Raw genomic sequence first — 8,703 nt, forward strand, 5'->3', positions numbered from 1 at the left:
TGTGGGTGAGTTCACTCAGCATGGCGTTTTGGGGGCTGAAGCGCTGGCTGTCGCCCTCAAACACCAAAATCAGGCGCACGGGCGAGTCTTCGGTTTCGCGTTGCTCCATGTCGGCCCCGGCAATGAGCCGTTCCACCCGCCAGTCAAACGTCAGTCGGCCCAATTGCTCTGGCGCAATGCGCAAACGCTGGCGCAGCATGCTGGCGGATGACTCGGCCTGCGCCTGCAGGGCGTAACCTTGGGGTTGGCGCTCGAGTTTGTAAGCGGTGCGCAGCTTGCCCGGCAAAACCATCTTGTCCCATTGCGCGGTGTCTTTGGCGCTGAAATGCAAGGGCAGTTGTTGCAAAAGTGCGGGGCTTGGAGAGCTTGGGGAACTGTCGGCCTGCTGGCTTTGGGGCACCACCGAACAAGCCACCAAGGCCCAACAACAAGCCACCACCCACAAGCACCGAACGAACGGGCGCAAAGCCATAGCCGAGGGTTTCAGCGCATGGCGTGCAACTGTTGGGCCATTTATCATGAGGTTTTTTAAATCTGACGAAAGTGACAAGATGTTAAATCGCCGCCACCTCCTGCAAGCTGCCCTTTTGTCCGCAGGGGCATTGAATACCGCTTGGGCCCAAAGCAGCTTCCCCAGCAAACCGCTGCGCATTGTGGTGCCCTTTGGCGCGGGTGGTGTGGCCGATTTGACGGTTCGGGCTGTAGCCCAACAGCTTTCGGTCAATCTGGGTCAACCGGTGGTGATCGACAACCGCCCCGGCGCGGGCGGCATCGTGGCGGCCGAACAGGTGGCCCGTGCCGAGCCCGATGGCCACACCTTGTTGCTCATGTCCAACGGCACGGCCGTGAGTGCGGGCTTGTTCAAGGCCTTGCCCTTCAACCCCCGCACCGACTTTGCCCCAGTGTCTTTGCTCGGCCTGTTTGACATCGCCATCGTGGTGCCCGAAACATCGCCGCACAAGACCTTGGCCGACTTGGTCAGCTTTGGCCGGGCCAACCCGGGCAAGCTCAACATGGGCACCATCAACATTGGCAGCACCCAGCACCTGGCAGGCGAGTTGTTTCGCACGCAAGCCAACCTGATTGCGCAGATCATCCCCTACAACGGCACACCCGCCGTGATCAATGCCCTGCGCGGCGGTCAGGTCGATGTGGCGGTCGAAATCTTGGGCCCGCTGAAACCCCAGATCAACGCCAAAGCCGTGCGCCTGCTGGGCGTGATGGGCGCCAAGCGCCCCAAAGACCTGCCCGACACCCCGGTGGTTCGCGAGTTGCCAGGCCTGAGCGATTTCAATGTGTCGTCCTGGAACGCTTTGGCCGCCCCCGGCAAGACCCCCCCTGCCGTGGTCAGTCGCCTGAACGCCGAACTGGTGAAGGTGCTGGCTGCGCCCGACATGGTGCAGCGCCTGGCCGGCTTCAACGTGCAAGCCCAGTCCAGCACGCCCACTCAACTGGCCCAGTTGCTCGATGCCGACATCAAACGCTGGACCGACGTGATCCAAAAGGCGGGGATACCGCAGCAGTGATCTGTTGGTGGCGTAGCCCCCAATCTTTGGGCTACCGCCACCGCTTGTGCGAGCCACCTGTGACTTGCCAGAATTTTTTGAACGGCACAGGTGGCTTACCTATTGAATGATTGCTTGGAAATTATTGCACTTAGTGCAATAATTTGAGCATGTCTGAAATCGCGCAAGTCTTTGTTACCAAGCCTTTTGCACGCTGGATGCGAAAGAGCCGAGTCACCCATTTGGACATTTTGGGTGCAGCGGAAGAAATGGTGCAAGGTTTGATTGACGCCAATCTGGGCGGTCACTTGGTCAAGAAGCGAGTGGCACTGCGTGGCCGCGGTAAAAGCGCTGGGGCTCGGACAATTGTTGCAACCAAGTTTGAACAGCGTTGGATTTTCTTATTCGGTTTTGAAAAGAATGAACGATCCAACATCGATGCCAGCGAACTCAAAGTGTTACAGGAATTGGCGGCTTCGCTTTTGGACTTAGATCAACAAGCCATTGCCGTGGCTGTCGGCGCGGGTCAGTTGTTTCAATTGCAAGGAGAAGAATAATGTCGACCAAACGCAAAAGCAGAATTTTGTCGGAAGTCCATGAAACAGCGATGGGTCTTAACCGTGCTGGATTGATCAGCAAAAGACGCATGGCTGAATTTGATGCCCTGTGCAATCTGGAGGTCAAACCGATCTCCCCGGGTCAGATTCGTCAATTACGTGAAAAAGAACATGTGAGTCAGGCGGTTTTTGCAGCCATTCTCAACACCAGCCTTTCAACCATTCAGAAGTGGGAACTGGGTGACAAAAAGCCCAGTGGACCATCACTCAAGTTGCTGAGTTTGCTGGAAAGAAAAGGGCTGGAAGCGGTTCTCTGAAAAGCGCACTCGCTCAATTGGCTGAAGGTATAACTTCAGGGACGTCGCATCATGTTGACTCTGAGAATCAGGCGCTGCCAAGCGCCCACTTCGGCAAGGGCGCTGCTTTGTGCAACACGTCTTGATGCAACCAAGTGGCACTGCGCCGAGCGCGTTCGGCCACCGTGTCCAGCGGCAGTTGCTGGTAGTCGTCGTTGAACACCTCGAAGCTGTAATCGCCCCGGTAACCAATGCGGTCCAGGCGCAGCACCAGGTCGGCCAGCTGTTCGCTGTGCACGCCCTCGCCCGGAAACACACGGAAAGTGCGTGCCGTGGTCATGCGCTCTTCAAAGGTGGGGGTTTCTTGCCACATGAAGTCCGACAGCTGGACCAAAAAGATCTTGGACGGGTCCAGTTCTTCGATGGCGTCCAAAGAGGTCTTGGCTGCGAAGATGTGGAAGGCATCGATGCCAATGCCCAGATTGGGGCAGTCGGCACGGCAGACCACGTCCCAGCTGGTGGTGAACTCGTTGACCGTGCGGCCCCAAGACAGGGCTTCGTAAGCGATCTGGATGCCCAGTGGCACGGCCAGCATGGCGAGTTTTTTCAGATCGGCGGCGATGGCGTTGAGGTCTTGTGTGGCGTGACGCGAAGTGGACGAACACACCAGCAAGACCTTGCTGCCAGTGGCGGCGCACATCTCGAGCATCGATTTGGCGATGTCGAGTTTGTAGCTGTGCAGGTGCCCTGACAGGCCTTCAAAATCGCGCAACACCTGAAAACCTGTGGGCCGCATGCCGCTTTGGCGCACAGCCTCCACCGCAGCCTTCACGCCACCAGGGTGGGTGACCAGATCGCGCGCCATCAGCATCACCTGAGAAAAACCGACCGCCTTCATGGCGGCCAGCTTGGCCTCTAGCGTGCCTGCCATGGTGATGGTGTCCATGCCGTAGCCGTCGAGCAAGTTCATGTGCGGCCTCACTGATGAACCAGTTCAAAGGCCACCGAGCCCAGTGTGGAGCGGGTGAGCGCACCCCGGTCTTCGGGGTGCAACTGGGTGGATTCGACAAACTCCACCCCGCGCGCCTTGAGCGCCGCCACGGCCTGACCCACATCGGGCACGCCCAAGCCAATGCGCTGCAGAGATTCTGGGCTGTCGTCGGCATCCATCCAGGGCTCGGGCTCCACCAGTTGCCACAAGAAGCTGCCGCAGGGGCTTTTCATCAGCTTGCCCTTGGGCAAGATGCCAAATCGCTCTTCGTCGGGAATGCTGCTGAAGTCGAACATGTGTTCGTAATAGGTCAGCCAGTCGGCGCTGCGGGCAGCACCGATGTACTGCACCACGCCAAAGTAGCGCATGCCCGCCAGCGCAGGCGGGTTCGGGTCCACGGTGGGGATGGGTTTGAAGTCGATGTCGTAGATCGAGAACTCTTGCCAGCGGTCGACAAAGTAAAAACGGCTGCCGCCCGGGCCGTGGATGGCGGGGATGTGCAGTTCCATGGCCTGCGCGTGGCTGTCCACGGTCCAAGCGCCCAGGTCAAGGCAGCGGGTGTGCGCCTTCAGCGCGTCATGCACGCGGAACGCCACCGCAGAGATCACGGGTTGGCCATCCACCGTGCCACTGACCCGCGCATCGTCGGGGCTGGCATTGACCACCAGGTTCATGCTGCCCTGACGGTACAAGGTTACCTCACGCGAGCGGTGACGGGCCACCGGGCGAAAACCCATGCTCTCCAGCACCTGTCCCAGTGCCTGGGGGCGGCTGGTGGCGTATTCGATGAATTCGATGCCTGCGATGCCCAAGCGGTTGGGCATTTCAGGGACGGCCTCGCGGTCCACTTTGTTCAAGCTCATCTCGTCGCTCCAGTTGCAATTTGTAGGACCTACAAAAAAGCTCAATAACTCAGCTGCGCCACACGGCGCAGCACTTCGGCAGTGGTGGTGGGCAGGCCAAAAAATTCCAAGTAAGCGGGGATTTGCTCATACAGCATGTCGGTGCCCACCTGCGTGCGGCAGCCACGCGCTTGGGCAGCCGCCAAAAAAGCGGTGGTCTCGGCCTTCATCACCACCTCACCCACAAAAGTCTCGGGCGACAGCCGCGAGACATCCAGGGGCAGCGGATCGCCTTCGTTCATGCCCAAGGGTGTGGCGTTGACAACCAGATCGTGCTCCGCTGGATCGTTCGACCCGGAGCGGACCTCGATATGGGGGTAGTTGTCTTGCAGTCGCTGGGCCAGTGCTTGGCTGCAAGCGCTGTTGACGTCAAACAAACTGATGGCCGCAACGCCCGCACCCGCGAGCGATGCTGCAATGGCACAGCCCACACCGCCCGTGCCCACCACCAGTACGCGTTTGGCGCGCAGGTCAAAGCCCTTGCGCTGCACGCCACGCACAAAGCCTGCGCCATCAAACATGTCGCCCACCAAGCGACCATCGGCCAAGCGCTTGACCGCGTTGCAAGCCCCCGCCACGCGCACGGTGGCGGTGACTTCATCCATCAAACCCACGGTGCTCACCTTGTGCGGCATGGTGATCAGCGCGCCCCGGATGTTCTCCAGCAGGAACACCGACTTCAAGAGTGCGCCGTAGTGCTCTGGCCTGCATCCCATGGGCACCACCACCGCGTTGATGCCCGCCTCGTTGAAGTACGGGTTGTAAATCATCGGCGACTTGAAGGTGTGCGTGGGGAAGCCGATGTGGGCGATGAGTTCGGTGTGACCGTTGATCATGGTGCAGGGTGAAACCAGGTGGGCGAATGCCGTTCAGAGAAAAAAGCCATGGCCAGCTTGCGCTGGGCCATGGCCTGCGCCATCACTTGCGCAGCTTGGCCAGTTCGGCTTGCAGCTCGGTCACGGTGGCGGCAATTGCCTCGCCGTGCTTGGCAATCACAGGCTTCATCTTGTCGCGCAAGATGGCCACTTCGGCGGCGGGCAAGCTGGTCACCAGCATGCCGTTTTTCTTCAGGTTCTCCAGCAAGCTGGCCTCTTGGGCGCGCGCTTGGGTGCGCTGGAACTTGGAGGACTCTGCTGCTGCGTCGCTCACGATTTTCTTTTCAGCGGCCGACAAAGTGTCCCAAAACTTTTTGCTCATCACGACCGACTGGGGGTTGTACTGGTGGCCGGTCAAGGTCAGGTGCTTTTGCACTTCAAACAGTTTGGCGCCGTTGATGGTGGCCACTGGGTTTTCCTGGCCGTCCACGGCTTTTTGTTCCAGCGCTGCATACAGCTCGGGGAAGGGCAGTGGTGTGGGGTTGGCACCCAGTGCCTTGACCCAGTCCACATTGATCGGGTTGGGGATCACGCGCAGTTTCAGGCCTTCGATTTCAGACACCTTGTTGATGGCGCGACGGCCGTTGGTCAGGTGGCGAAAGCCCAGTTCATAAAAGCCCAGACCCACCAAGCCTTTTTCTTCCAATCGGGCGTGCATTTTTTTACCAAAAGCACCGTCCACCACCACATCGGCTTCTTGGCCGCTGGCGAACATGAAGGGGAAGTCAAACACCGAAAATTCACGCACTTGCGAGGCAAAGATGCCCGAGTTCATGGACGCCATTTCGAGTGTGCCGCCTTGCAAGGCCGACACGTTGGCCTGGTCGCTGCCCAGAGCGCCACCGGGGAAGATGTTGACTTTGATCTTGCCGCCCGAGTTTTTCTCGACGATTTCCTTGAACTTCTCCATGCCCTGAATGATGGGGTGACCCGCCGCATTCTGGTTGGCGAACTTGATGGTTTTGTCTTGTGCCGATGCCACACCCACCGCTGCCAAAGCCACGGTCGCGATCAAGGACTTGATGAATACACGTTTCATGAGATGTCTCCAAAATTAAAGTGAATCGGACGTACGCTCGTCGTTTGTGGGGCTTGTCGTCTGGCGTACCCGGTCAGACGACCCCCGAGGAATCAATAAAACCAGCGGGCTGGCACCATGACCAAGGCCGGGAAGAGCACCATGGCAAACATGATGGTGAACTGGGCGATCATGAAAGGCATCACCCCTCGGGTGACTTCGTCCATGCTGATTTTTCCAACACCCGCCACCGCGTTGAGCACCGTGCCCACGGGCGGTGTGATCAGGCCAATGGCGCAATTGATGATGAACAGCACACCGAAATAAACCGGGTCAATACCTGCGGCCTTGACCACGGGCATGAGCACTGGCGTCAACAGCAAGATGGTGGGCGTCATGTCGAGCGCGGTGCCGACCACAATGATGATCACCATGATGGTGAACATGAGCAAACGGGGGCTGTCGAGCAGGGGCTGCAAGATTTCGATCAACTGCGCTGGCAAGTTGGCCACGGTGATGAGCCAGGCCGAGACCATGGCAGCCGCCACCAAGAACATCACCACCGCGCTGGTTTTGGCCGAGCTGACAAACAAGGGATACAGGTCTTTGAGGCCCAACTCGCGGTAAACACAGGTGGAGATGAACAAGGCATAGACCGCTGCGACCACTGCCGCTTCGGTGGGGGTGAACACACCGAACTTCAGGCCAAACACCACGATGAGTGGCATCACCAGCGCCCAAGTGGCCTCGCGCATGGCCACCAGGACCTCGCCCATGGATTTGCGTGGCGGCACCTGCACCATTTCACGCCGCGCCAACCACCACCAAGTGACCCACAGCGCGGCCCCCAGCATGATGCCGGGCACGATGCCGGCCATGAACAACTTGGAGATGGACACATTGCCCGCCACGCCAAAGATCACAAAGCCGATGCTGGGGGGAATGACCGGGGCGATGATGCTCGCCGAGGCGATCAAACCCGCCGAGCGAGCCCGGTCATGGCCAGCGGCCACCATCATCGGCAAAAGCAGGGCCGACAGCGCCGCCGCATCAGCCACGGCCGAGCCCGACAGGGCCGCCATGATCACGGCCGCCATGATGGTCACATAGCCCAGGCCGCCTTTGATGTGGCCTACACAAGCCATCGCAAAGTTCACGATGCGGCGCGACAAGCCGCCTGCGTTCATGATCTCGCCGGCCAGCATGAAAAACGGCACGGCCAGCAAAGGGAAGCTGTTGGCACCTTCGAGCAGGTTTTGCGCGAGGATTTGGGCATCGAACATGTTCAGGTGCCACATCAGCGCCACGCCGCAAACCATCAGCGCAAACGCGATAGGAATGCCAATGGCCATGGCGCCCAGCAAAGAAAAAATAAAAACAGCGATCGTCATGTACGTGTCCTGTGCCTTCAATCTTTGCCGTGGCTGGTGTGGGGTGCCGACTCGGACTCTTGCACCATGACCAAGTCTTCATCGCGCACTTGACCGGTGAGCAAGCGAAACAAGTCGGTCAGCAAGATCAATCCGCCCAAGACCGCAAACACCACGCCAGGGGCGTACACCCAAGCCATGGACACTTCCATCACCGCGCTGGTGCTGCCCAGATTGATCACGGTTTGTTGGTAGGCCCCTTTGAACAGCAACCAGCAGATGAGCAGCATGGTGAGGTAAGACAAACCCAAGCAACACTTTTTGCCCAGCGGGCCCAAGCGGCTCAACAACATGTCGGTGCCCAGGTGGCCATGCTCTCTGAGGGCCACCACCGCGCCCATGAAGGTCATCCAGACGAACAACCAGCGCGACAGTTCTTCTGACAAGGTGATGCCCGAGTTGAACCCGTAGCGCATGACCACATTGCCAAACACCAGCACCACCATCACCGCCAAACACAGGGCGATGACGACGCTCAGGACTTTGCAAAAACCATCAATGAATTTTTGAACCAACACACGTCTCCGATTCAGGACTCTCGATAATGTACGAACTGGTTAGTTTTTATGGGATTGGTGCTTACCCTATGTTTTGCGCCATGCCGGGCTAGCTGTTATGCCGGAATGGAATGGCTGACAAAGCGCAGGATCAGCTCCACCACATGCTCGCGCTTGAGGGTCTGGGCCTTGGTGGGACTGGCTTTGTCCTGAAAAATCACGCCAAAGGTGTGGCGGTTGGACACGTTGAAAAACGTGAAGGCCGAAATGGCCGAGTGGATGTCCACCGGCTCCAGACCTGGGCGAAACACGCCGTCCTGCACCCCGCGCTCGTACACATCGCGCACCGCGCGAATGGCCGTGGAGTTGAGCTGCTGGATGTTGTTGCTTTGCCGCAGGTAGTCACCGCGCTGGATGTTCTCGTTCATCACCAAGCGGATGAAGTCCTCGTTGTCGCGGTGGTGGTCATAAGTGAACTCAACCAATTTTTGTAAGGCTGCCAGCGGCGGCAGATCGCCTAGGTGCAGGTCTGACTCGATGGCGCGCATGCGGCGGTAAGCCTCTTCGAGCACGGCCAGGTAAAGCCCGTCCTTGCTGCCGAAGTAGTAATAAATCATGCGCTTGCTGGTGCG

Annotated in this window: 11 protein-coding genes; 3 read left to right on the forward strand and 8 right to left on the reverse strand. The window is 58.9% G+C overall.

The genetic code is table 11. The features are described from left to right. The coding region (locus tag ABWQ00_RS15210) for a DUF3047 domain-containing protein (protein WP_353239506.1) at window positions 1–472 on the reverse strand (472 nt) is incomplete at its 3' end. A gap of 79 nt (window positions 473–551) precedes the next feature. On the opposite strand from ABWQ00_RS15210, the gene ABWQ00_RS15215 reads away from it, so the two are divergent. The 3 genes from ABWQ00_RS15215 to ABWQ00_RS15225 all read left to right on the forward strand — a co-directional run bounded on the left by ABWQ00_RS15215 (window position 552) and on the right by ABWQ00_RS15225 (window position 2,379). Then, on the forward strand, window positions 552–1,526 hold the full coding sequence (locus ABWQ00_RS15215; RefSeq protein ID WP_353239507.1) for a Bug family tripartite tricarboxylate transporter substrate binding protein: 975 nt from the start codon (window positions 552–554) through the stop codon (window positions 1,524–1,526). 149 nt (window positions 1,527–1,675) lie between these two features. Continuing rightward, window positions 1,676–2,062, forward strand: a complete 387-nt coding sequence (locus ABWQ00_RS15220) for a type II toxin-antitoxin system RelE/ParE family toxin (protein WP_353239508.1) — start codon at window positions 1,676–1,678, stop codon at window positions 2,060–2,062. After that, complete coding sequence (locus ABWQ00_RS15225; protein ID WP_353239509.1) at window positions 2,062–2,379, forward strand: helix-turn-helix domain-containing protein; 318 nt, start codon at window positions 2,062–2,064, stop codon at window positions 2,377–2,379. Before ABWQ00_RS15220 ends, ABWQ00_RS15225 begins: the two co-directional genes overlap by 1 nt. A gap of 67 nt (window positions 2,380–2,446) precedes the next feature. Here ABWQ00_RS15225 and ABWQ00_RS15230 read toward each other — a convergent pair whose 3' ends face one another. From ABWQ00_RS15230 to ABWQ00_RS15260, 7 genes are all read right to left on the reverse strand, one after another. Further along, window positions 2,447–3,328 carry a sugar phosphate isomerase/epimerase family protein gene (locus tag ABWQ00_RS15230; RefSeq protein ID WP_353239510.1) on the reverse strand — a complete coding sequence of 294 codons (882 nt, stop codon included), beginning with the start codon at window positions 3,326–3,328 and terminating at the stop codon, window positions 2,447–2,449. An 8-nt stretch (window positions 3,329–3,336) separates the two neighbouring features. Next, entirely contained in the window at window positions 3,337–4,212 is an 876-nt protein-coding gene (locus ABWQ00_RS15235; RefSeq protein ID WP_353239511.1) for a 4-hydroxyphenylpyruvate dioxygenase, read from the reverse strand. 41 nt (window positions 4,213–4,253) lie between these two features. Then, window positions 4,254–5,087, reverse strand: a complete 834-nt coding sequence (locus ABWQ00_RS15240) for a shikimate dehydrogenase family protein (RefSeq protein WP_353239512.1) — start codon at window positions 5,085–5,087, stop codon at window positions 4,254–4,256. An 82-nt stretch (window positions 5,088–5,169) separates the two neighbouring features. Beyond that, complete coding sequence (locus tag ABWQ00_RS15245) at window positions 5,170–6,165, reverse strand: TRAP transporter substrate-binding protein (RefSeq protein WP_353239513.1); 996 nt, start codon at window positions 6,163–6,165, stop codon at window positions 5,170–5,172. A gap of 92 nt (window positions 6,166–6,257) precedes the next feature. Beyond that, complete coding sequence (locus tag ABWQ00_RS15250; RefSeq protein ID WP_353239514.1) at window positions 6,258–7,535, reverse strand: TRAP transporter large permease subunit; 1,278 nt, start codon at window positions 7,533–7,535, stop codon at window positions 6,258–6,260. A gap of 17 nt (window positions 7,536–7,552) precedes the next feature. Beyond that, window positions 7,553–8,089, reverse strand: a complete 537-nt coding sequence (locus ABWQ00_RS15255; protein ID WP_353239515.1) for a TRAP transporter small permease — start codon at window positions 8,087–8,089, stop codon at window positions 7,553–7,555. Between the two features lie 98 nt (window positions 8,090–8,187). Continuing rightward, window positions 8,188–8,703: TetR/AcrR family transcriptional regulator (locus tag ABWQ00_RS15260; protein ID WP_353239516.1), on the reverse strand; the 516-nt coding region annotated here is incomplete at its 5' end.

Origin of the sequence: Limnohabitans sp. (assembly GCF_040400975.1) — a bacterium.
In the GTDB taxonomy this organism is placed as follows: domain Bacteria; phylum Pseudomonadota; class Gammaproteobacteria; order Burkholderiales; family Burkholderiaceae_C; genus Limnohabitans_A.